The organism is Streptomyces longispororuber (assembly GCF_024448165.1).
Classification (GTDB): Bacteria; Actinomycetota; Actinomycetes; order Streptomycetales; family Streptomycetaceae; genus Streptomyces; species Streptomyces longispororuber_A.
On record NZ_JAMOLN010000022.1, the window covers coordinates 16,719 to 38,801 of the forward strand.

The following is a 22,083-nucleotide window of genomic DNA, read 5'->3' on the forward strand; positions in this document are numbered from 1 at the left end:
AAGCATTTCACAAGTCGGTAACTGTCACGTCGCTCACACTAAGGTGAGCTGCACAAACAGTGAGAAAGAGGACCATGGCGGCGCGACTCAACCTGCGTGAACTCAAGAAGCAGCGGACGCGAAACGCCTTGCTGCGCTCGGCACTTGAGCTCTTCACGTCCCAGGGCTTCGACCGGACGACGGTCGACGAGATCGCCGAGGCCTGCGAGGTCTCGCAGCGCACGTTCTTCCGGTACTTCGCGAACAAGGAAGAGGCCGCGTTCGCCGTACAGGAGATGGTCGAGTCCCGTTTCGTCGCCGCGCTGCGCGAACGCCCCCTGGAGGAAAGCCCGTTCGAGGCCATGCGGCAGACCGTCCTCGGCACGTGGGACGCACTGAGCCGCTCCGTGGAGGAGGTCATTCCGGTCGAACTCCACATGCGCACCTACCAGATGATCGAATCGACCCCCTCCCTCCTTGCCGCGCACTTGCGCCGCTCCATCGAGCTGGAGGAGGAGATCGCGCAGGTGATCGCCGAGCGCGAGGGCCTCGACGTGGACAGCGACCCACGCCCGCGGGTGGCCGTGGCCGCGTTCAGTGGTGTGATGCGGACGACCGGACGCCTGTGGGGTGCGGGAGAGGACGCGAGCGTCGAGGCGATCCGCGCGCTCACCGAGTCGTACCTCGATCACCTGAAGCCGTCGCTCGGCGAACACTGGCGTCCCGGCCGGAGCGATTCCTGACCGGACGCACGGGAGTGAGCCAGGTCGCACTCCCGCGCGCGTGGGGCGCCCGAGCCCCTCACTCAACGTGAGGGCTTGACCGCAACTACGTCCGCTTTTACCCAAATACACCACTGAAAACGTGATGTGCCTCACCCACTGCACGGAGTCCCACGCGCTTCTCCTAGGGTGTCCCGCAGTGACTTCCTTCGACTCGTCCCCCCAACTCAACGTCTGGCGCGCACTGCTCGCGCTGGCCGTCGTGTTCGTCATGCTGGCGACCACCGGCTGGACCGCGGTGCGTCACCACCGGGGCGTCGCATCGCCCCTGCGGACCGCTCTCACCGCTTGGGAGCACGGCCGCATCAACGGACACGCCCTGCCCGCGCCCGACGGCTCCCCCACCCGCCTCGCGCACTTCTTCGCCTCGCTCACGCCCCACCAGCGCAATGCCCTCGCCAACCGCTATCCCCTCGCGGTCGGCAACATGAACGGTGCGCCCGTGGAGCTGCGGTACAGCGCCAACCGCACCGCGCTCAGCCAGGCCCGCAAGGTCGAGTACAAGCGCATGCACGACGACAGGCTGTCGTCCGTCGGTCACGCCGACGCGAGGCAGCGCATGAAACGCTTCGCGCTGCTGGCGCACCCCGACCGCAAGATCCTCGCCTTCGACCCCCTGGGGAACGGGCGGGTGGCCGAGGTCTTCGGCGACCTCGACAAGGCGCAGCGCGTCTCGGTCGTGGTGCCGGGGGTCGACACGAACGTCCTGACCTTCCAGCGCACGTTCCGCAAGTACTCGGCCCCCGTGGGCATGGCTCGCTCGCTGTACGCCGCCGAGCGCACCGCGAGCCCCGGCACGCGCACCGCGGTCATCGCCTGGGCCGACTACACGGCCCCCGTCGGCCTGGGTGTGGACGCCGCGACCTCGATGCGCGCCGACGACGGCGCGGTCCGGCTCAACGCCATGCTGCGCGGCCTGCCCGGCAGCTCCCCCGTGGCCCTGTACTGCCACAGCTACGGGTCCGTGGTGTGCGGTGTCGCGGCGCACGGCCTGCCCGCGCGGGTCAGCGACATCGCGGTGGCCGGCAGCCCCGGGATGCGGGCCGACAACGCCTCGGGCCTGGGCACCCACGCGCGCGTGTGGGCGACCCGCGACAAGGACGACTGGATCCAGGACGTGCCCAACATGGAGGTGGGCGGTCTCGGTCACGGCGCCGATCCCGTCTCCGCCGCCTTCGGGGCCCGCGTCGTCTCGGCGGCGAACGCCAAGGGACACACCGGTTACTTCGTGCCGGGCACCGAGAGCCTGAGCAACTTCGCCGAGATCGGAACTGGCTCGTACCGGTCGGTGCGGTGTGCGGGCGCGAAACAGGACTGCCGGGAGGGTTTTTCCGGCGGTGCCTCGACCTGACGCGCGTAGAGAACGGCGGAACAGTGGTCCGACGCAACAGGCGACGGAGGCGCGCGTGCCGCATACGATGAGCCGCATGGGTGACGTACTGGCCGGATTTCATGCCGCCTGGGAGTTCGAGTCCGACTCCGTGCTCATCCGCTTCGAACGGGGGATCCGCACGCCGAAGCTCCTTCAGGCGTTGGGCGAGCGCCGCATCCCTCTGGAAGCGATAGCGGCGGTGACCCTGACTCCGGGGAAGCGCGGGACCGTGGTGCTGCACGCCGAGCCGAGACCGGGCGCCGATCCGTTGATGGACGCGGCGGCGGGACAGCTCAAGGAGGGCTGCGACCCGTACCGCCTCGTGCTGCCCGCCGAGCGGGAGACGCTCGCCGAGTACTACGCCGACGAACTGCGCGAGAAGCTCGTCGCCGACGAGGACATCCGGTCCGACGGCTATCTGGTGGCGCCGCCCGAGGCGCCTCTCCAGTTCAAGGCGTACGACGGCAAGGCGTCCTTCGACGGCAGGTCGGTGTCCTTCCGCTGGTTCTGGACGGGGGCGTCGTCGGCGAAGTGGAAGGCCGGGGACAAGACGTTCCCGGTCGGTGATCTGAGTGGTGTCGAGTGGCGCTCGCCCGAGCTGTTCGAGGGGCATCTGCGGCTGCTGCGCCGGGACGCGGCCGCTGAGCAGGCGGGGCAGGCCGACCAGGATCCGGCGGCGGTGGTCTTCGGGCTCGGTTACGGCCCGGTCCACGAGTCCCTGCCGTTCGCGGCATCGGTGCTGGCGGCCGTGCGCACGGCCGGTCCGGCCACCGGCGGGCAGCTGCGTGCGGAGGCGGCGTCGGCCGGCCGTCGTGATCCGGCGGACATCGCCGAGCGCATCCGGCACCTCGGTGAGCTGCACCAGGCGGGGCTGGTCACCGACGCGGAGTTCACGACGAAGAAGGCGGAGCTGCTCGCGGAGCTGTGACGACCGGGGCCCGCGCCGCTCTGTGATACCTGGGTAGGGGGTGCGGTGAGCACCTCGGTATGACGGCACGCACCCTGCTCATTGCCTACGCTGAACTGGCCATGAGCACTGCACCGATCTCTCCCGACCCGGCGCCGCGCCCTCCGGACGAAGACTCCGGACGAGCGGGCCGTCGGCGGCTGCCCGGCTCCCTGCGGCGCGTCGGCGACCGGCTGGCCGCCGCCGGTGCGGCGCTGACGGTCGCCGTCGACGGTGACCGCTCCGAGCCCCTGCTGGCACAGGCGCCGAAGCGCTGGATGCGGCTGCTGCCCTATCTCGTCGCGGTGAGCTTCACCGTGACCCTGATCCCGGTCACGACGCAGGTCCTGTCGAACGACTACGGGGTGGGCGGCGGTCTCGCCGGAGCGATCGCCGTCGCCCAGTCCGCCCCGCTGATCCTGGCGGTCAGTCGCCCGCTGACCGCCTGGTACCTCATGATCGCCGCCAATGTCCTGGGCACGATCCCGCTGTTCCAGGGGGACGCGGGCCGCCCCTCGCCCTGGACGCCGATGGTCGTCGTGGCGTATCTGGTGCTGTGCATCGCCCTGGCGCTGCGCGAGAGCCGACGCACGCTGATCGGCATCTGGGTGGTCACCGTCGTCGCGAGCATCGCCGTCGGCCTCTTCCGGGACGACACCAGTCACGACACGGGCGTGCTCCTCATCGTCCTGAGCGGCGTCGTGCTGCTGCTGGGCGCGCTGGTGCGGGAGCGCGGCGAGACCCGCCGCAAGCTCGTCGAGCAGGAGACGATCAGCGAGGCCGAGCGCACCCGCCGCACGCTCCTGGAGGAGCGGGCCAGGATCGCCCGTGAGTTGCACGACGTCGTCGCCCATCACATGTCGGTGATCACCGTGCAGGCGGACTCCGCGCCGTACCGGTTGCAGGGCCTGACCGACGAGACCCGCGAGGAGTTCGAGTCCATCGCCGCGGGCGCGCGTGAGTCGCTGACGGAGATGCGGCGCCTGCTCGCGGTGCTGCGCAGCGAGGACGCCCAGGGCGACCTGGTGCCGCAGCCCGGCCTCGCACATCTGCCGCAGCTGGTCGACGCGACGATACGGGGCGGTGTTCCCGCCGACCTGTCGTTCCCGGAGCTCACGCTGGTCCGTGAACTGAGGGACGTGCCACCGGCGGTTGATCTGTCGGCGTACCGCATCGTGCAGGAGGCGCTGGCGAACGTGGTGCGGCACGCGCCCGGTGCGCGGGCGGACATCTCGATCGGGCTCGACGACGACGCCCTGCTGGTGATCGTGGTCAACGGGCCGGCGACGGAGCCACTGTCCCCGATCGAGTCAGGTGGTACGGGACACGGGCTGGTCGGGATGAGTGAGCGCGTACGGTTGGTCGGCGGCACGCTGGACGTGGGACCGCTGCCCGACGGAGGGTTCCGTGTGGCGGCCCGTCTCCCGCTGACCGTGCCCGACTCCCCCTCGGCGTAAAGGAATGCGGCACGCATGACCATCCGGGTGATCATCGTCGACGACCAGACCATGGTGCGGGCGGGATTCGCCGCGCTGTTGAACGCGCAGAGCGACATCGACGTCGTGGGTGAGGCCCCGGACGGGAAGAAGGGTGTCGAGGTCAGCCGCTCCACCCATCCCGATGTCGTTCTCATGGACGTCCGGATGCCGGAGATGGACGGACTCGCCGCGGCGCAGGAGCTGTTGGAGCCGCCGCCGGGCGTGGTGCACCGCCCCAAGGTACTGATGCTCACCACGTTCGACATCGACGACTACGTGTACGCGGCGCTGCGCGCGGGTGCGTCCGGCTTCCTGCTGAAGGACGCACCGCCCGCCGACCTGATCTCCGCGGTGCGGGTGGTGGCCGCGGGCGAGGCGCTGCTCGCGCCGACGGTCACCAAGCGACTCATCGCGGACTTCGCCAGGACCCGGCCGAAGCGCAAGGACCTCTCCCCCGAGCTCAAGAGCCTGACGCCGCGGGAGCTGGAGGTTCTGGAGGAGATCGCGCGCGGTCTGTCGAACCAGGAGATCGCCGAGAAACTGGTGCTCGCCGAGCAGACCGTGAAGACGCATGTCGGGCGGGTGCTGGCGAAGTTGGGGCTGCGTGACCGGGCCCAGGCCGTGATCTTCGCGTACGAGTCGGGGCTCGTCACGCCCGGCGGACAGTAGCCCCTACCCGGGTAGCACTTCGTGCGCCGCGGGCCGATTTACCGTCCGGCCCGTGCCTCCGGTGACGTCCGCGGTATCAGTTCGTCCTGCGAGGTGAGCGCCGTGTGGTCGCGCCACCCCCTACTGCGGTATCAGACACGGATACCCAGGTATCACCTGCACGTTGGCTCCGTGGTGTGACGTCCCGCCCCAGGCCGTCTTTCTACCTTCCCCTCGTCACACCAACAGACGGAGGGGAGACGGGCGATGGGCCTGGGCTCTTGGAAACGACGCGGTCGCCGCACGCTGGTCGCCGCGGCGCTCACGACGACCATCGTCGCCGGTACGGCGGGCTGGACGTCGGGGCACGAGCAGCGCCCGTTGACCGGTCCGCCGCCGGGCAGCGCGTCCTGGCGCGCGGACGGGTCCCTCGGGCGCGGCCTGCCCGACCCGGCGACGGCGAGCCCCGCTCAAGTCGCGGCGTTCTTCGCCGGGTTGAGCACGGTGGAGCGGCACGAGCTCGCGGCCCGGCACCCGTCGGTCGTCGGCAATCTGGACGGCGCCCCGACAGCCCTGCGCTACGAGGCGAACGGGATGGCGCTGCGGGCCGAGCGCACCCGGGCCCTGGCCGACGCGGCTGACTCGTCACGCACCCCGCAGGAGCGGGCGACCGCGCGCGCCCTCGCCGAGCGGTGCGCCGAGCTGCTCGCTCCCGGCCGCCGGATCCTTGCCTTCGATCCCCGCGGCCGCGGTCAAGTCGCGGAGGTGTACGGGGACTTGGTGAGGGCCCGGCACGTCTCCGTGATCGTGCCCGGTTCGGACATCGACCTGGGTTCGTTCGACCGGGCCAGGGACGTGTACGGGACGCCTGCCGGCATGGCGCGGTCCCTTCAGGCGGCCGCGGGCGACGGCACGGCCGTGGTGGCGTGGGTCGGATACACCACGCCGCTGGGCCTCGGCCCCGATGCCGCCACGGGCCGGCTCGCCGACGCCGGAGCACCCCGGCTGGCGCGCTTCGTACAGGGGCTCACCGCGGTCGGCCTGCCGAAGCCGGCCGTCTTCTGTCACAGCTACGGGTCGGTGGTGTGCGGGCTCGCGGCGGCCCGGCTCCCGGCGTCGGACCTGGTCGTGCTCGGTTCACCCGGGCTGCGCGCCGACAGCGTGGCCGATCTGCACACCCGGGCCCGGGTGTGGGCGGCCCGGGACGACACCGACTGGATCGGCAAGGTGCCGAACGTCGAGCTGTTCGGCCTCGGCCACGGCGCCGATCCCACCGATTCCTCGTTCGGCGCCCGCTCCGTGCCCACCGAGCGCGCCGAGGGTCACACCGGCTACTTCGCGCCCGGCACGGACTCGCTGCGCGCCTTCGCCGACATCGCCACCGGAGCATCATCATGAGCCTGACCACCCTGCGGGCGTCCGCTTCTTCCGCGGTCGCCGCGATCGACGCGAAGACCCCGGCCCATCGGGACCGGGCGGTGGACGGGCTGCGCGCTCTGGCGCTGCTCGCCGTTCCGACCGGCCACTGGCTCCTCGGCGGCTTCTCCCTCGACGCCCAGGGCGCCTTGCACAATGCGAGTCCGCTGGCCGCCTTCGGCTTCTTCGCCCCGCTGAGCTGGGTGCTGCAGATGCTGGGCGTGTTCTTCCTGGTCGGCGGATACGCGTCGGTCCTCTCGTACCGCCGGGCCAGGGAGCGCGGCGCCTCGACGGCCGGCTGGCTGCGGGGCAGGCTCGCCCGCCTGGGCCGACCGGTGCTGGGGGTGACCGCGGTCTGGGCCGCGATGATCCCTGTCCTGTACGCCGCCGGGGTGCCGGAGACGACCTTGCGGACGGGTTCCACGCTGGTGATACAGCCCCTGTGGTTCGTCGGGGTCTACACCGTGATCACGGCGCTCACTCCGTGGTGCGTCCGGGCCGCGAGAAGGCTCGGCGTCTGGGCGGCGGTGCCGCTGATCGGCTCGGTCGCCGTCGTGGACTTCCTCCGGTACGGTCCGCTCGCCTCGGCCATGCCCTCGTGGCTGAGCCTGCTGAACCTGCTGCCGGGCTGGATGTTCGCCTATCAACTGGGCGTCTGCTGGGGCGAGAAGAAGCTCGGCCGGCGGGGCGCCTGGGTGCTGCTCATCGGAGGTACGGCACTGTTCGCGGCACTCCTCCTCGCCTTCCACTACCCGGCCTCGATGGTGGGTGTGCCGGGCGAGGCCCGGACGAACTCGCATCCGCCGTCGCTGCTCGTCCTCGCTCTGGCCGCCGCGCAGAGCGGCGCCGCGATACTGCTGCGGGACCGCATCGGCCGGCTGCTGCGCCGGCCTGCGCTCTGGGCACCCGTGGTGGTCATCAATCTGTCGGCGATGACGATCCTGTGCTGGCACCAGACGGCGATGCTCGCGGCGGCGGTCCCCGCCTCCTTCGCCGGGGCGATACCGGGCCTCACGACGGCCCCGGACACACTGGTGTGGATAGCGGCCCGTCTCGCCTGGCTGCCGTTGTTCGCGGCGCTCCTCGCGCTGATAGGCCGCTACGCCCGGGGCTTCGAGTCTCCGTGGAAGCGCGTGAGCCGGGGGCGGCGGGCGCTGGCCGGAGTGCTCGCGGCCGGGTTCGCGGTGTTCGCCCTGGGGCTGGCGTGAGGGGCTCGTGCGCCGCTCGCCGCCACGGGCGTGCTGCCGTGGCGGCGAGGGCTGGTCAGCGGCCTCGGCCTCGGTGCCCGACGGCCGTTCGCCGAGCCAACCGAGGAGCCGCTGGTCGAGACTCCCGGGGGCCGGCTACTCGCGGCCCGCCGACGTGAAGGTCATGTCGGCGTAGCGGTCGCCCGCGACCTGGGAGGCGATCGGTTCGAGCAGTGCCAACTCCTCGTCGGTGAGCACCACACGGGTCGCCGCGGTGTTCTCCTCGACCCGGCCGGGCTTGCGGGTGCCGGGGATCGGGACGACGGAGAGTCCGAAGGTCTCGGCCTGGCGGTGCACCCAGGCCAGGGCTGTCTGACCGAGGGTGGCGCCGTGCGCGTCGGCGACCTGGCGGACCGGTTCCAGGAGGGCCGCGTTGGCGGCGGCGTTGTCGCCGGTGAAGCGGGGCTGCTGGCGGCGGAAGTCGTCGTCGGACAGCTCCTTGTCGGCACTGACGAAGGCGCCGGTGAGGAAGCCACGGCCGAGCGGGGAGTACGGGACGAGCCCGACGCCCAGGTCGGCGGCGGCGGGCACCACCGACCGTTCGATGTCGCGGCTGAACAGCGACCACTCCGACTGGACGGCGGCGATGGGGTGGACGGCCTGCGCGGCCCGTAGTTCGTCGGCGGTGACCTCGCTGAGGCCGAGGTGCTTGACCTTGCCTGCGGCGACGAGCTCGGCCATCACGCCGACCGTCTCCTCGATCGGCACCTTCGGGTCCCGGCGGTGCATGTAGTACAGGTCGACCGAGTCGATGCCCAGACGCTCCAGGCTGGAGTCGATGCAGGTCCGGATGTAGGAGGGATCGTTGCTGATGACGCGCTTGTACGGGTCGCTCGGGTCGAGTCCGATGGCGAACTTGGTCGCCAGGACGATCTCGTCGCGGTGCGCCTTGACGAAAGGAGCCAGGAACTTCTCGTTCTCACCGGCACCGTAGGCGTCGGCGGTGTCGTACAGGGTGACGCCGAGTTCCAGGGCCCGCTCCAGGGTGGCCCGGGCTCCGTCGGCGTCGGTCGGTCCGTAGGCCCAGCTCATCCCCATGCAGCCGAGGCCCTGAGTGCCCACCACGGGCCCGTTGCTTCCCAACTCGACAGTGGATATGCGCTCGCCTGCCCGCGGCGTTCGTTCCGTGCTCATGCGGTCAATCCCTTTCCGGCGCCGGACGGGTACCGGCATAGAAATTGATCTTGTGGTCGAGTACGGCGAGGGTGTCCTGGAGTTCGGCCATGCGGTTCAGGACGTCGCGGCGGGTCGACTCGAGCAGCTCCTGGCGTTCGGCGAAGGTCTCCTCGCCCAGGCGCACCAGCTCGGCGTAGCGGACCATGTGGGCCACGGGCATCCCGGTGAGCCGGAGCTTGTTGACGAAGGCGAGCCAGTCCAGGTCGTGGTTGCTGTAGCGACGCTGGCCGGTGTGCGAGCGGTCGACGTCGGGCATCAGGCCGATCCGCTCGTACCAGCGGAGGGTGTGCGCGGTCAGCCCGGTGAAGGCGACGACCTCACTGATGGTGTAGCGGTCCTGGCCGTTCGGGCGCGGATGTGACTCGGGCGCCGCGGCACAGACGTCGACCTTGGCCGGGGCGGGTGCGGGGGTGGTCTCCATCACCGTCATGGGCCCCACGCTAGAACCTTGGAGTGCACTCCAAGCAAGCACATCGTGGGGAAATCCGGACGACATCCCGGAGACGTCCCGTTACGGTGCGGATCATGCCCTTGGTCCGCCGTGCCGTCCCCGAGGACGCCGAAGAACTGACCCGCCTGCGCAAGATCATGCTCGATGCGATGCGGCCCAGCGACGACGTGCGGTGGCAGCCGGCCACCGTCGCCGCGCTGCGGTCCCATCTCGCTGCCGCCGACGGCGAGTTGACGGCGTTCGTCGTCGACGCCCCGGACGGCGCCGGGACGCTCGCGGCCTGCGCCACCGGAGCGATCGACCACAGCCTGGGCAGCCCCGGCAATCCGGCCGGCACCGCCGGGCACGTCTTCAATGTGTGCACCGACCCGGACCACCGGCGCCGGGGCTACTCGCGGGCCTGCATGGAGGCGCTCCTCGACTGGTTCCGGGAGCGCGATGTGCACCGGGTCGATCTGCACGCGACGGCGGAGGGCGAGCCGCTGTACGCCTCGCTCGGGTTCGCCCGCACCCCCGCGCCCGCGATGAGGCTGACGCTCTAGGCTCGTACTCATGCAGAGCCTCGCGTTGATCGACAACTGGCCGGTCCCGACCGCCGCCGCAGCCGTCGTCCGTGCGGACGGCACGGTGACGGGGACACACGGCCCCACGGCCCACCGCTTCCCGCTGGCCTCGGTCACCAAGCCGCTCGCGGCCTACGCGGCACTCGTCGCGTACGAGGAGGGCGCGATCGAGCTCGACGAGCCGGCCGGTCCGGCGGGCTCGACGGTCCGGCACCTGCTGGCCCACACCAGCGGACTCGCCTTCGACGAGCACCGGACGACGTCGGAGCCGGGCACCCGGCGGCTGTACTCGAACGCGGGCTTCGAGGTCCTCGGGGACCACATCGCGAAGGCGACGGACATCCCGTTCGCCGAGTACCTGCGCCAGGCGGTGCTCGAACCGCTGGGCATGACGGCGACCTCGCTGGACGGCTCGCCCGCCAAGGACGGCGTGTCGACGGTGGACGACCTGGTGCGGTTCGCCGCTGAGGTGCAGGCGCCCCGGCTCCTCGACCCGCGGACCGTGGCCGAGGCGATGACCGTGCAGTACCCGGGTACGAAGGGTGTGCTCCCGGGGTACGGGCACCAGAACCCGAACGACTGGGGGCTCGGCTTCGAGATCCGGGACCACAAGTCGCCGCACTGGACGGGGAGTTCTTCGTCGCCGCGGACGTTCGGGCACTTCGGGCAGTCCGGCACGTTCCTGTGGGTGGACCCGGCTGCCGGGGCGGCATGTGTGGCGCTGACGGACCGGGCGTTCGGGCCGTGGGCGGCCGAGGTATGGCCGCCGTTCACCGACGCGGTGCTCGCGGAGATCTGAGCGAAGGGCCCCTGGGAAGCGGCCCCTGGGAGGCCTCAGCCGCTCATTTCCCAGATCAGCAGCTGCGCGTCCGTCGTCGCCCGCAGTTCAAGGCCGGGCTCCGCCGTGATACGGGCGGCGTCGCTGGGGGCCAACTCCTCCTTGCCGAGGCGCACTTCGCCGTGCACCACGTGGAGGTAGACGTAGGGGGCGGCGGGCAGTTCGGCCCGTTCGCCCGGGGTCAGGCGTCGGACGTGGAGCATGGCGCCGGCCGCCGGGACGTCGTAGGGGGTCGAGTCGGCGATGCCGTGGACCACCTCGTAGGCGGGGTCGCCGCCGGGGTCGGTGGGGGCCAGCCACATCTGGATGAAGGCGAGCGGTTCGATGCCGTCGTTGCGCTCCACGTGCCGGACGCCGGCGCCCGCGCTGAGGCGCTGGACGTCGCCGGGCCGGACGACGGACTCGTGGCCGGTGGAGTCGCGGTGGGTGAGTTCGCCGGTGACGACCCAGGTGACGATCTCGGTGTGGCTGTGCGGGTGTTCCGCGAAACCGGCGCCGGGGGCGAGGTGCTCCTCGTTGCAGGCCAGGATCGCGCCGAAGCGCAGGTTGTCCGGGTCGTAGTGCGGGCCGAAGGAGAACGCGTGGCGGGAGTCGATCCCGGCATCGGGTTCGCCGCCGGGGTAGCGGTCGCCGGAGCGGCGTACGTCGATCACGGAGTACACGGTAGTCCCCGCTTCCGGCCTCGCGTCGGAGTCACGTCGGAGTCACGTCGGACCCTCCACTCCGCTGGGCCGTCCTGATAAGGCAGTCTTGTCCCCGTGCCCCAATCGGAATCAGCGCAGCCTTCAGAGAACGAATCAGCCGGCCGTCGTCCGGACGCCCTCGCGGATGCCCACCCGCACTCGGCGACCCTGAAGCGCCTGGAGAAGTCCTCCGGGGCGCTCGCCGCGCAGGCGATCACGCGCATGGACGAGACGCTGCCCTGGTACCGGGCCATGCCGCCGGAGAACCGGTCGTGGATCGGCCTGGTCGCGCAGGCGGGTATCGCGGCGTTCACCGAGTGGTTCCGGCACCCGGACGCGCCACAGGCGATCTCGACGGACGTCTTCGGCACCGCGCCGCGGGAGCTGACGCGGGCGATCACGCTGCGCCAGACCGTGGAGATGGTGCGCACCACGATCGAGGTCATGGAGTCGGCCATCGACGAGGTGGCCGCGCCCGGTGACGAGAGCGTGCTGCGGGAGGCGCTGCTCGTGTACGCGCGGGAGATCGCGTTCGCGACCGCCCAGGTGTACGCGCAGGCGGCGGAGGCGCGGGGCGCCTGGGACGCGCGGCTCGAGTCCCTCGTGGTGAACGCGGTGCTGTCCGGGGAGGCCGACGAGGGCGCGGTCAGCCGGGCCGCGGCACTGGGGTGGAACTCGCCGGAGCACGTGTGCGTGGTGCTCGGCACCGCGCCGGACGGCGACAGCGAGCTGACCGTGGAAGCCATCCGGCGGGCCTCGCGCCACGCCAAGCTGCAGGTCCTGACCGGTGTGCTCGGTGACCGGCTCGTGGTGATCGCGGGCGGCAGCGACAATCCGCTGGCCGTGGCGAAGTCGCTGATCGGGCCGTTCGCCGCGGGGGCGGTGGTCGCCGGGCCCGTGGTGCCCGACCTGCTCGCGGCCACCCGTTCCGCGCAGGCCGCGGCAGCCGGGCTCAAGGCGTGCGGCGCGTGGCAGGACGCTCCGCGTCCCGTTCTGGCGGACGATCTGCTTCCGGAGCGCGCGATCGCGGGAGACCCGGCTGCGCGGGACCAGTTGGTGGAGGAGATCTACAGACCGCTGGAGGAAGCGGGCTCGGCTCTGCTGGAGACGCTCAGCGTCTACCTGGAGCAGGCGAGCAGCCTCGAAGGTGCGGCCCGGATGCTCTTCGTACACCCGAACACCGTCCGCTACCGGCTCCGACGTGTGACCGACGTCACCGGGTGGTCGCCATCGGATGTGCGCTCGGCGTTCACCCTGCGCATCGCGCTGATCCTGGGGCGTCTGGCCGACGCAGATCCTCAGTCGTAGGCTTTTGTCGGGGGTCTACAATTCCCCCTTCGGTTCTTCGTCCCTGTCCCCACGGGCGGCCCGCACCGTCCACAAGAGAGAGTGTGAGAGTGCTCGTACTCGTCGCTCCCGGCCAAGGCGCTCAGACGCCCGGCTTCCTGACCCCCTGGCTCGACCTCCCCGGTGCCGCCGACCGCGTCGCCGCGTGGTCCGACGCCATCGGACTCGACCTCGCCCACTACGGCACGCAGGCCGACGCGGACGCGATCCGTGACACGGCCGTGGCCCAGCCGCTGCTCGTGGCGGCCGGGATCCTCTCCGCCTCGGCGCTCGGCGACGTCACGCCGGGTGCGGTCGCGGGGCACAGCGTCGGCGAGTTCACCGCGGCGTCCTTCGCGGGCGTGCTGGACGACACCGCCGCTCTGCAGCTGGTGCGCAAGCGCGGTCTGGCCATGGCCGAGGCCGCGGCGATCACGCAGACCGGGATGGCGGCGCTGCTCGGCGGCGACCCCGAGGTCACCGTGCCGCACCTGGAGAAGCTGGGCCTGACCCCGGCGAACGTGAACGGCGCGGGCCAGATCGTGGCCGCCGGCACGCTCGAGGAGCTGGCCGCGCTGGAGGCCGACAAGCCCGAGGGCGTGCGGCGCGTGGTGCCCCTGAAGGTGGCCGGCGCGTTCCACACCCGGCACATGGCTCCCGCCGTGGCGACGCTGGAGGAGGCCGCCGCCGGGCTGGCCCCGGCCGACCCCACAATCACGTACGTGTCGAACAAGGACGGCAAGACCGTCGCGACCGGCGCCGAGATCGTCTCCCGCCTGGTGGGCCAGGTCGCGAACCCGGTCCGCTGGGACCTGTGCATGGAGACGTTCCAGGAGCTCGGTGTGACCGCGTTGATCGAGGTGTGCCCGGGCGGCACCCTCACCGGTATCGCCAAGCGTGCGCTGCCCGGCGTCAAGACCCTCGCCCTGAAGACCCCCGACGACCTCGACGCGGCCCGCGCCCTGATCGCCGAAGCCACAGAAGCAACGGCCTGAGAAGGAGATCCGAGCAGCATGTCGAAGATCAAGCCCAGCAAGGGTGCCCCGTACGCGCGCATCCTCGGTGTCGGCGGGTACCGGCCGACTCGGGTCGTGCCGAACGAGGTGATCCTCGAGAAGATCGACTCGTCCGACGAGTGGATCCGTTCGCGCTCCGGCATCTCCACCCGCCACTGGGCCAATGACGAAGAGACCGTGGCCATGATGTCCGTCGAGGCGTCCGGCAAGGCCATCGCCGACGCGGGGATCCGGTCCGAGCAGATCGGCGCCGTGGTCGTGTCGACCGTCTCGCACTTCGCGCAGACGCCGGCCATCGCGACGGAGATCGCGGACCGGCTGGGGACGCAGAAGGCCGCGGCCTTCGACATCTCCGCGGGCTGCGCCGGCTTCGGCTACGGGCTGACCCTCGCCAAGGGCATGATCGTCGAGGGCAGCGCGGAGTACGTCCTCGTCATCGGCGTGGAGCGGCTGTCGGACCTGACCGACCTGGAGGACCGTGCGACGGCCTTCCTGTTCGGTGACGGCGCCGGTGCCGTGGTCGTCGGTCCTGCCCAGGAGCCCGCGATCGGCCCCACGGTGTGGGGTTCCGAGGGTGACAAGGCCGGGACGATCAAGCAGACCGTGCCGTGGGACACGTTCCGCAACGGCGACGTGTCGCAGCTGCCCGTGGACTCCGAGGGCAACGTCAAGTTCCCTGCGATCACGCAGGAGGGCCAGGCGGTGTTCCGCTGGGCCGTGTTCGAGATGGCGAAGGTCGCCCAGCAGGCGCTGGACGCGGCCGGAATCAGCGCGGACGACCTGGATGTCTTCATTCCGCACCAGGCCAACGAGCGGATCATCGACTCGATGGTGAAGACTCTGAAACTGCCGGAGCACGTCACGGTCGCCCGCGACGTGCGCACCACCGGTAACACCTCGGCCGCCTCGATTCCGCTCGCGATGGAGCGGCTCCTGGCGACCGGCGAGGCCAAGAGCGGCGACACCGCGCTCGTCATCGGCTTCGGGGCGGGTCTCGTGTACGCCGCCACGGTCGTTACCCTCCCCTAGGCATCCCCGTCCGGATCACCTGGTCCGGACGGTGTCACCACCCTGCCGCTGCCGCGGTGGGCGCCACACCCTCTGGATACACACCGAAGGAGCGCCAAGATGGCCGCCACTCAGGAAGAGATCGTCGCCGGTCTCGCCGAGATCGTGAACGAGATCGCCGGGATCCCCACCGAGGACGTCCAGCTGGACAAGTCCTTCACCGATGACCTGGACGTCGACTCGCTGTCCATGGTCGAGGTCGTCGTCGCCGCCGAAGAGCGCTTCGACGTCAAGATCCCGGACGACGACGTCAAGAACCTCAAGACCGTCGGCGACGCCACGAAGTACATCCTCGACCACCAGGCCTGAGCCACCAGCTCTCGACCTTGAGGTCAGTCGCTCCGCCACCCGGCGGTGGCGCCGCTGAATCCCTCGCATCCGTTGGAGAAAGAATTCCTGTGAGCTCGACCAATCGCACCGTGGTCGTCACCGGTATCGGCGCAACCACACCGCTGGGTGGCGACGTGACATCCACCTGGGAGGGCCTGGTCGCCGGACGTTCCGGCGTCAAGCCCCTCGAGCAGGAGTGGGCCGCCGAGCAGGCGGTCCGCATCGCGGCGCCGGTCGCCGTGGATCCGAGCGAGGTCATTCCTCGCCCGCAGGCCCGCAAGCTGGACCGCTCCGCGCAGTTCGCGCTGATCGCCGCCAAGGAGGCGTGGGCGGACGCCGGTTTCACCGACAAGGCCGGTGAGGACCCGTCCGTCGACCCCGACCGGCTGGGCGCCGTCATCGCGTCCGGCATCGGTGGCGTGACCACGCTTCTCGACCAGTACGACGTGCTGAAGGAGAAGGGCGTTCGCCGCGTCTCCCCGCACACCGTGCCGATGCTGATGCCCAACGGCCCATCGGCCAACGTGGGCCTGGCCGTGAACGCCCGCGCGGGTGTGCACACGCCGGTCTCCGCCTGCGCGTCGGGTGCCGAGGCCATCGGCTACGGCATCGAGATGATCCGCACCGGCCGCGCGGACGTCGTCGTCTGCGGTGGCACCGAGGCGGCCATCCACCCGCTGCCCATCGCCGCGTTCGGCAACATGATGGCGATGTCCAAGAACAACGACGACCCGCAGGGTGCCTCGCGCCCCTACGACGTCGCCCGCGACGGTTTCGTCCTCGGTGAGGGCGCCGGCGTGATCGTCCTGGAGTCCGCCGAGCACGCCGCCGCGCGTGGTGCCCGTGTCTACGCGGAGGCGGTCGGCCAGGGCATCTCCGCCGACAGCCATGACATCGTGCAGCCGGAGCCGGAGGGCCGCGGGATCGCGCAGGCCCTGCAGCACCTGCTGGACAACACCGACCTGGACCCGGCCGAGATCGTCCACGTGAACGCGCACGCGACGTCGACGCCGGCCGGAGACGTGGCCGAGCTCAAGGCGCTGCGCAAGGTGTTCGGCGACGACGTCGACCACTTCGCCGTGTCCGCGACGAAGTCGATGACCGGTCACCTGCTGGGTGGCGCCGGTGGCATCGAGACGGTGGCGTCGGTGCTCGCGCTGTACCACCGGCTGGCTCCACCGACCATCAACGTGGAGAACCTGGACCCGGAGGCCGCGGCCGCCGCGGACATCGTTCGCGGTGAGGCCCGGAAGCTGCCGGTCGAGGGACGCATCGCCGCGCTCAACGACTCGTTCGGGTTCGGTGGGCACAACGTCGTCCTGGCGTTCCGGACGATCTGACGCGTTCCGGCGCGTCCTGGCGCTCCGCCGAGCATGCGAGTGGGCCCGCCCCGGGTGACCGGGGCGGGCCCACTTCGTACGGCCGGGGGAGCTACACCACCTGGTGGAGCCAGCGGACCGGGGCGCCCTCGCCCGCATAGCGGAAGGGCTCCAGTTCGTCGTCCCAGGGCTTGCCGAGGAGCTTGGCGACCTCGGACTCCAGGTGGCTCTCGCCGCCCTTGGAGCGGGCCAGGGCGGCGCGCAGGCGGTCCTCCGGGATGAGGATGTCGCCGTGGATACCGGTGACGGCGTGGAAGATGCCGAGTTCGGGGGTGGCGCTGTAGCGCTCGCCCTCGGCGGCCGCGCAGGGTTCCGCCGTCACCTCGAAGCGCAGCAGCTGCCAGCCGCGCAGGGCGGAGGCGAGCTTCGCGGCCGTGCCGACCTCGCCCTGCCAGGAGAATTCCGATCTCCAGGTGCCCGGCGCGGCGGGCTGCCTGATCCAGTCGAGGCTGACGCGTGCGCCGAGTACGCCCGCGACCGCCCATTCGACGTGCGGGCACAGCGCGCGCGGTGCGGAGTGCACGTACAGAACTCCACGTGTCGTCACCGGACCTCCAGTGTGGGTCGAGGGTCGCCTTCCCCAGCGGCCTCGCGCCCGTGCCGAACCTTCTGTCCTTCTGTCCGAACCGAAAAGGTCCAGACAAAAAGGGACACATCTGACGTGTTGTAATTTAGCGGAACCGGTACAGCGGGGTCTCACAGGGTCGACCGGGGACCCCGGGGCGAGGCTATCGCGCAGCGGTGCAAGGAGTGTGACGTACTGTCGGTCCCGGGGCGCACAAACACCGACCTTTCACCCGGCGGGGCGCAACCCCGGCCCCCCGTACGGCGTCAGCCTGGTCGGTGCACCCGACACGGAGGCAGCAGTGAGAGACGGAGGGGACGACGGGATGCGGAAGCGAAGCCACCGGTCAACTGCCGTGCGGGCCGCCGTCGCCACCGTGACGGCCGGCGTGCTCGGTGTCACGGCCCTCACCGCCTGTGACGCCACCGGTGGCAACTCCCCCGGCCCGAAGGGCTCCACGGCCGCCGCGAAGCCGTCGCCGAAACCCACCCCGACGTGGGACACGAGTCCGCGGTCGGTTGCCGCGGTGGGCGATTCGATCACCCGGGGCTTCGACGCGTGCGGTGTGCTCGCCGACTGCCCCGAGGTGTCGTGGGCGACGGGGTCGGACTCCGGGGTGAACAGCCTCGCCGTCCGGCTCCTCGGCAAGAGCCGGGCCAGGACGCACAGTTGGAACCACGCGCGGACCGGCGCGCGGATGGCCGATCTGCCGTTGCAGATGGAGCAGGCCGGGGCGCAGCGGCCGGGTCTGGTGACGGTGATGGTCGGGGCGAACGACGCGTGCCGCTCGTCCGCCGGTTCGATGACGCCCGTGGCCGCGTTCCGGGCCGACTTCGAGCGTGCCCTGCGCGGGTTGCGGAGCGAGGCGCCGAAGGCACAGGTTTATGTGGCGAGCGTGCCCGATCTGAAGCGGCTCTGGTCCGAGGGCCGGGAGAACCCGCTGGGCAAGCAGGTGTGGAAGCTGGGCATCTGCTCGTCGATGCTGGCCGATCCGGACGACGTCGACACGGCGGCCACGGCCCGCCGCGACGCGGTGCAGGAGCGCGTCGTGGCGTACAACGAGGTCCTGAAGGACGTGTGCGCGAAGGACAAGCGGTGCCGGTACGACGGGGGTGCGGTCTTCGGGTACCGGTTCGGGGAGGAGCAGTTGAGTCACTGGGACTGGTTCCACCCGAGCAAGGACGGTCAGGCCAGGCTCGCGGCGCTGGCGTATCACGGAGTGACCGCCAAGGAGCCGCCGGCCTGAGCGGGCGTAGGGTCTCGATCATGACTGGCGAACTCTTCGGCACCCTTCCCACCGGCACCGCTGTCCACCGCTGGACCCTGGAGCGGGACGGGGTGCGGGTACGCGTTCTGACGTACGGGGGCATCCTGCAGTCGGTCGAGGCGCCCGACCGGGACGGGGCCATGGGCCCGATCGCGCTCGGGTTCCCCGACCTGGCCGGCTATCTGACGCACCCCGCGCCCTACTTGGGCGCACTGGTCGGCCGGTACGCGAACCGGATCGCCGGCGGCCGGTTCCCGCTGGACGAGCGGATCTACCACCTCGCGCAGAACAACGGGCCGAACGCGCTGCACGGCGGCGAGCGCGGTTTCGACAAGCGGGTGTGGGACGCGGCGCCGGCCGGGGACCACGCGGTGCGGTTGAGCCGGGTCTCGCCGCACGGCGAGGAGGGCTTCCCGGGGCGGCTCGAGGTCTCGGCGACGTACGCGCTGGAGGAGGGCGGGGCGCTGCGGATCTCGTACGAGGCGGTGACCGACGCCCCGACGATCGTGAACCTGACGAACCACACGTACTGGAACCTGGGCGGCGCCGGTGCCGGGAACGCAGCGGGCGGTCACGAGGTGCGGATCGACGCCGGGCGGGTGACCGTCGTGGACGACGACTTGATTCCGACCGGTGAGCTGCGGGACGTGTCCGGGACGCGGTTCGACTTCCGGGAGAGCCGGAAGGTCGGGGCCGGTTACGACCACAACTACGTGCTCGACAAGGGGGTCACCGACGCGGCCGTGGCGGTCGCGGAGCTGCACGATCCGGCGTCCGGGCGGACGGTGTCCGTGGCGACGACGGAGCCCGGCCTGCAGCTCTACACCGGGGACCACTTCGACGCGGCGGTGCCGTTCGCGCCCGGGGACGGGATCGCCCTGGAGACGCAGCACTTCCCGGACTCGCCGAACCGGCCCGAGTTCCCGAGCACCGTGCTGCGGCCGGGCGAGGTGTTCCGTTCGCAGACGCTGTACGGGTTCGGCGTCCGCGGCTGAGTCCGTGGGGCGGCGGGGGTCAGGGCCCGCCGCCCCGGTCCGAAGGGGCCGCCGTCAGGCGACGATCGTCTCGGTGACCCGGCCGTCGGTGAGCGAGCGGCCTGCCGTCAGCTCGTACGAACCCTCCTGGTACGCCCAGGAATCAGTGCTCTCGTCCCAGATCTCGAAGGCGCGGCGCGGGAGTTCGACGACCGCCTCGACGGTCTCGCCGGGAGCCGCGCTCACGCCCGCGAAGCCGGCCAGCCAGCGGGCGGGGCGGGCCGGGTCGGGCCGGGTCGGGCCGGGTCGGCGCCAGGTAGAGCTGGACGACCTCGCGGCCGGGGCGTTCGCCGGTGTTGCGGACGCGGACGGTGGCGGTGGTGCCGGTCACGTCGATCGACTCGTAGGTCCAGTCGGTGTAGCCGAGGCCGTGGCCGAACGGGTAGGCGGGGGTGGCGCCGGACCGGTCCCAGGCGCGGTAGCCGATGAACACGTCCTCGGTGTACGCGAGCCGGCCGTCGGCCGGGGTCGTCCCGGTGACCGGGGCGTCCGCGAGGGAGCCCCAGGTGGTGGGGAGGCGGCCGCCCGGCTCCTCGGCGCCCAGGAGCACGTCGGCGAGGGCGTCGCCGCCCTCCTGGCCGGGGAACCAGCTGAGCAGCACGGCGGCCACGTCGTCGCGCCACGGGAGCTCCACCGGGGAGCCGGAGTTGACGACCACCACGGTGTTCGGGTTGGCGGCGGCCACGGCGCGCACCAGGTCGTCCTGGCGGCCGGGAAGGCGCAGGTCGGTGCGGTCGAAGCCCTCGGACTCGACGCGCTCGGTCGTGGCGACCACGACGACGGCGGCCTCCGCGTCCCGGGCGGCGGCGACGGCCTCCGCGATCAGGGTGTCCTCGTCGCGGCGCGGGCCGAGGTGGGTGAGGCTGAAGATCACGGCGGGCAGCGGCATCGCGAGGGACTTGTCGAGGGGGTGCTGGAGCGACACCTCGACCGTCCGGCCCTCGGTGAGGTGCGCCGTGCCGCGCTCCAGCGGGGCGCCGAAGAACGCCTCGAAGGGGTCGGTCTCGCTGCCCATGGCCTGGACGCCGTCGTAGAGGACGGTGCCGTCGACGGTGAGGGTGAACGCGCCGAGGCCGCGCGTGCCGAAGGCGTGGTCGCCGCTCTCGCGCGGGGTGAAGGTGCCCTTGATCTCGATGCTGTGCAGCGTCTCGTGGGTGACGCCGGCGGGCAGGTCGGCGCCCATCCACTGGAGCTGGCCGCTGGGCAGCGAGCCCTCGCCGATGACGTTCCCGTCGGCGTCCCGGCAGACGGCGCGCAGGGTGAACCCCTTGTCGGCGGGGGCGAGTTCGTCGCTGGGGTCGGCGCCGACGGCGTAGCTGAGCGCATCCACGGCGGCGGTCAGTCCGTCGAGCGGGGAGACGACGCGGGCGGGGAAGACGGTGGCGGAGCCGCCGCCGAGGACGCGGGCGTCGCGGGCGGCGGCGCCGATGAGGGCGATCCGGGTGGTCGGCCGCAGCGGCAGGACACCGGAGTTGCGGACGAGGACGAAGGCGCGGCGGGCGATCTCGCGGGCCAGGGCCTCGCCGTCGGTCTCGGCCGGGCGCCGCGCGGGAGGCACGACCGGTTCGGCGCCTTCGAGGATGCCGACGCGGGCGGCGAGCCGCAGCACGTTCCGTACGGCCTCGTCGACCTCCGGTTCGTCGGCCTCGCCCGCGCGGACGGCCGCGGCGAGGGCCGGGCCGTAGACGGTCTGCGGGCCGGGCATCGCGACGTCCAGGCCGCCCTTGACGGCGCCGGTGGTGGAGCGGGCGGCGAGCCAGTCGGAGACGTTGAAGCCGTCGAAGCCCCATTCGCCGCGCAGGACCTCGTTCACGAGGTAGCGGTGCTCGGTCATCGTCGTGCCGTTGACCTGGTTGTAGGCGGTCATGATGCCCCACGGGTGGGCGTTCGCGACGATGGCCTCGAAGGGGGCGAGGTAGAGCTCGCGCAGGGCGCGGCCGGAGACGACGTTGTCGACGGTGAAGCGGTCGGTCTCCGCGTCGTTCGCCACGAAGTGCTTGACGGTGGTGCCGACGCCGCCGGACTGCACGCCCTGGACGTAGCCGGTGCCGATGACGCCGGTCAGGTACGGGTCCTCGCTGTACGCCTCGAAGTGGCGGCCGCCGAGCGGGGAGCGGTGCAGGTTCACGGTCGGCGCGAGCAGCACGTGGACGCCCTTGCGGCGGGCCTCCTGGGCGAGCAGGGCGCCGGCCCGGCGGGCCAGGGCCTGGTCCCAGGTGGCGGCGAGCGCGGTCGGGGACGGCAGGGCGATGGAGGGGTCGTCGGCGGTCCAGCGCACGCCGCGCACGCCGATCGGGCCGTCGGACATGACCAGGGACTTCAGGCCGATCTCGGGGATCGCGGGCAGCGACCACATGTCCTGCCCGGCGAGGAGCCGGGCCTTGGTGTCGAGGTCGAGCTTGCCGAGCGCAGCCTCGATCGCCGCCTCGCGGGCCCGGTCGTCCGCGCTGCCGTCCGCGCTGCCGTCCACCTGGTTCGTCATGCCGGCGCCTCCTCGTCGAGGTCTTCGGGGTCTGGGC

General features: G+C 71.7%; 20 protein-coding genes and 1 pseudogene. 16 read left to right on the plus strand and 5 right to left on the minus strand.

Features of this window, described 5'->3' with window-relative positions; all coding sequences use genetic code 11:
* Positions 1-74: 74 nt before the first annotated feature.
* From M4J07_RS08970 to M4J07_RS09000, 7 genes are all read left to right on the plus strand, one after another.
* A complete protein-coding gene (locus tag M4J07_RS08970) occupies positions 75-722 on the plus strand; it encodes a TetR/AcrR family transcriptional regulator (protein ID WP_255969295.1) in 648 nt (215 codons plus the stop codon).
* Between the two features lie 178 nt (positions 723-900).
* A complete protein-coding gene (locus M4J07_RS08975) occupies positions 901-2,112 on the plus strand; it encodes an alpha/beta hydrolase (RefSeq protein ID WP_255969297.1) in 1,212 nt (403 codons plus the stop codon).
* Between the two features lie 76 nt (positions 2,113-2,188).
* Positions 2,189-3,061 (plus strand): DUF4429 domain-containing protein, encoded by an 873-nt coding sequence (locus tag M4J07_RS08980; protein WP_255969299.1) that lies wholly within the window; start codon positions 2,189-2,191, stop codon positions 3,059-3,061.
* Positions 3,062-3,162: 101 nt separating this feature from the next.
* Positions 3,163-4,536, plus strand: coding sequence for a sensor histidine kinase (locus tag M4J07_RS08985; protein WP_255969301.1), 1,374 nt, complete (start codon positions 3,163-3,165; stop codon positions 4,534-4,536).
* A 15-nt stretch (positions 4,537-4,551) separates the two neighbouring features.
* Positions 4,552-5,226: a response regulator gene (locus M4J07_RS08990; protein WP_255969303.1), complete on the plus strand. Its 675-nt coding sequence runs from the start codon at positions 4,552-4,554 to the stop codon at positions 5,224-5,226.
* A 246-nt stretch (positions 5,227-5,472) separates the two neighbouring features.
* On the plus strand, positions 5,473-6,603 hold the full coding sequence (locus M4J07_RS08995; protein WP_255969306.1) for an alpha/beta hydrolase: 1,131 nt from the start codon (positions 5,473-5,475) through the stop codon (positions 6,601-6,603).
* Positions 6,600-7,829 (plus strand): acyltransferase family protein, encoded by a 1,230-nt coding sequence (locus M4J07_RS09000; protein ID WP_255969309.1) that lies wholly within the window; start codon positions 6,600-6,602, stop codon positions 7,827-7,829. The genes M4J07_RS08995 and M4J07_RS09000 overlap by 4 nt, the downstream gene beginning before the upstream one ends.
* A 135-nt stretch (positions 7,830-7,964) precedes the next feature.
* Here the strand turns inward: M4J07_RS09000 and M4J07_RS09005 are convergent, their stop codons facing one another.
* Both M4J07_RS09005 and M4J07_RS09010 read right to left on the minus strand, forming a co-directional pair.
* Positions 7,965-9,002 carry an aldo/keto reductase gene (locus M4J07_RS09005; RefSeq protein ID WP_374215016.1) on the minus strand — a complete coding sequence of 346 codons (1,038 nt, stop codon included), beginning with the start codon at positions 9,000-9,002 and terminating at the stop codon, positions 7,965-7,967.
* A 4-nt stretch (positions 9,003-9,006) separates the two neighbouring features.
* Positions 9,007-9,474, minus strand: coding sequence for a MerR family transcriptional regulator (locus tag M4J07_RS09010; RefSeq protein ID WP_255969312.1), 468 nt, complete (start codon positions 9,472-9,474; stop codon positions 9,007-9,009).
* A gap of 95 nt (positions 9,475-9,569) precedes the next feature.
* Here M4J07_RS09010 and M4J07_RS09015 point away from each other — a divergent pair, with 95 nt between their 5' ends.
* Both M4J07_RS09015 and M4J07_RS09020 read left to right on the plus strand, forming a co-directional pair.
* Positions 9,570-10,037 (plus strand): GNAT family N-acetyltransferase, encoded by a 468-nt coding sequence (locus M4J07_RS09015; protein ID WP_255969315.1) that lies wholly within the window; start codon positions 9,570-9,572, stop codon positions 10,035-10,037.
* A gap of 10 nt (positions 10,038-10,047) precedes the next feature.
* A complete protein-coding gene (locus M4J07_RS09020; protein WP_255969318.1) occupies positions 10,048-10,857 on the plus strand; it encodes a serine hydrolase domain-containing protein in 810 nt (269 codons plus the stop codon).
* Between the two features lie 35 nt (positions 10,858-10,892).
* Here M4J07_RS09020 and M4J07_RS09025 read toward each other — a convergent pair whose 3' ends face one another.
* Positions 10,893-11,546, minus strand: coding sequence for a pirin family protein (locus M4J07_RS09025; protein WP_255969418.1), 654 nt, complete (start codon positions 11,544-11,546; stop codon positions 10,893-10,895).
* A 108-nt stretch (positions 11,547-11,654) separates the two neighbouring features.
* Here M4J07_RS09025 and fasR point away from each other — a divergent pair, with 108 nt between their 5' ends.
* The 5 genes from fasR to M4J07_RS09050 all read left to right on the plus strand — a co-directional run bounded on the left by fasR (position 11,655) and on the right by M4J07_RS09050 (position 16,659).
* Positions 11,655-12,887: a fatty acid biosynthesis transcriptional regulator FasR gene (gene fasR, locus M4J07_RS09030; protein ID WP_372349003.1), complete on the plus strand. Its 1,233-nt coding sequence runs from the start codon at positions 11,655-11,657 to the stop codon at positions 12,885-12,887.
* An 89-nt stretch (positions 12,888-12,976) separates the two neighbouring features.
* The gene (locus tag M4J07_RS09035; RefSeq protein WP_255969321.1) at positions 12,977-13,900 is read left to right on the plus strand and encodes an ACP S-malonyltransferase; all 924 of its coding nucleotides are present in this window, start codon (positions 12,977-12,979) and stop codon (positions 13,898-13,900) included.
* A gap of 18 nt (positions 13,901-13,918) precedes the next feature.
* Positions 13,919-14,950: a ketoacyl-ACP synthase III gene (locus M4J07_RS09040; protein ID WP_255969324.1), complete on the plus strand. Its 1,032-nt coding sequence runs from the start codon at positions 13,919-13,921 to the stop codon at positions 14,948-14,950.
* Between the two features lie 99 nt (positions 14,951-15,049).
* Entirely contained in the window at positions 15,050-15,298 is a 249-nt protein-coding gene (locus tag M4J07_RS09045; RefSeq protein ID WP_018530896.1) for an acyl carrier protein, read from the plus strand.
* An 89-nt stretch (positions 15,299-15,387) separates the two neighbouring features.
* Positions 15,388-16,659, plus strand: coding sequence for a beta-ketoacyl-[acyl-carrier-protein] synthase family protein (locus M4J07_RS09050; RefSeq protein WP_255969331.1), 1,272 nt, complete (start codon positions 15,388-15,390; stop codon positions 16,657-16,659).
* 91 nt (positions 16,660-16,750) lie between these two features.
* Here the strand turns inward: M4J07_RS09050 and M4J07_RS09055 are convergent, their stop codons facing one another.
* Positions 16,751-17,245 carry a DUF3145 domain-containing protein gene (locus M4J07_RS09055; protein ID WP_255969334.1) on the minus strand — a complete coding sequence of 165 codons (495 nt, stop codon included), beginning with the start codon at positions 17,243-17,245 and terminating at the stop codon, positions 16,751-16,753.
* A 343-nt stretch (positions 17,246-17,588) separates the two neighbouring features.
* On the opposite strand from M4J07_RS09055, the gene M4J07_RS09060 reads away from it, so the two are divergent.
* Positions 17,589-18,509 (plus strand): SGNH/GDSL hydrolase family protein, encoded by a 921-nt coding sequence (locus M4J07_RS09060; RefSeq protein WP_255969336.1) that lies wholly within the window; start codon positions 17,589-17,591, stop codon positions 18,507-18,509.
* Positions 18,510-18,529: 20 nt separating this feature from the next.
* Positions 18,530-19,525, plus strand: a complete 996-nt coding sequence (locus M4J07_RS09065; RefSeq protein WP_255969338.1) for an aldose epimerase family protein — start codon at positions 18,530-18,532, stop codon at positions 19,523-19,525.
* Between the two features lie 54 nt (positions 19,526-19,579).
* On the opposite strand, the pseudogene M4J07_RS09070 reads toward M4J07_RS09065, so the two are convergent.
* Positions 19,580-22,046, minus strand: a pseudogene (locus M4J07_RS09070) (beta-glucosidase).
* Positions 22,047-22,083: the final 37 nt, after the last annotated feature.